The organism is Streptomyces sp. URMC 123, assembly GCF_051386515.1.
Classification (GTDB): Bacteria; Actinomycetota; Actinomycetes; order Streptomycetales; family Streptomycetaceae; genus Streptomyces.
In genome coordinates this window covers 1-513 of sequence record NZ_JBPQTV010000700.1, presented here as the reverse complement: position 1 = coordinate 513, position 513 = coordinate 1, and the positions used below count along the sequence as shown (strand labels likewise).

Annotated in this window: 1 protein-coding gene; it reads right to left on the bottom strand. The window is 76.4% G+C overall.

Translation table 11 applies throughout. The features are described from left to right. Positions 1-114: 114 nt before the first annotated feature. On the bottom strand, positions 115-465 hold the full coding sequence (locus ACSNOD_RS31700; protein ID WP_436770517.1) for a glutaredoxin family protein: 351 nt from the start codon (positions 463-465) through the stop codon (positions 115-117). Between the last annotated feature and the right edge of the window lie 48 nt (positions 466-513).

The window sequence follows — 513 nt, the reverse complement described above, 5'->3', positions numbered from 1 at the left end:
GGTACGGGGCCGGGCCGGGGCGGGCGCGCCCCCGAAAGGCGTCGGACCGCCGCCTCGGAAGGCTCCGGCGCGCCGCCTCGGTGGGCGAGGGGCCCACCCGGAACGGCGAGGGCGCTACGCCCCCAGCGCGCGCCGCAGCCGGGCCGGGTCCACCCGCCAGAAGTCGTGCTGAGCGCCGTCCACGAGCACGACCGGAATCTGTTCCCAGTACAACCGGTGCAGCTCCGCGTCCTGCGTGATGTCCCGCTCCTCCCAGGAGGCGCCCGTCTCCGCACAGACCTCCTCGATCACCCGGCGCGCGTCGTCGCACAGATGGCAGCCGGGCTTGCCGATCAGCGTCACGGTGCGCTCGGCGGGGGGCACGGCGGCCCGTCCGGACGTCGTTCTCCCGCGATCTCCGCGCTCGTCGCGGTCGCGGCGGTCCCGGCGGTTTCCACGGGGCAGCAGGGGGCTCATGCCCCCCATTGTGCCGTCGCCCGCCCGGCGGGTTCCGCGGCCTCGACGGAGGCCTTG

Excerpts from the sequence above, each read along its gene's own strand:
- ACSNOD_RS31700 (WP_436770517.1), bottom strand. The coding sequence starts at position 465 with ATGGGGGGCATGAGCCCCCTGCTGCCCCGTGGAAACCGCCGGGACCGC.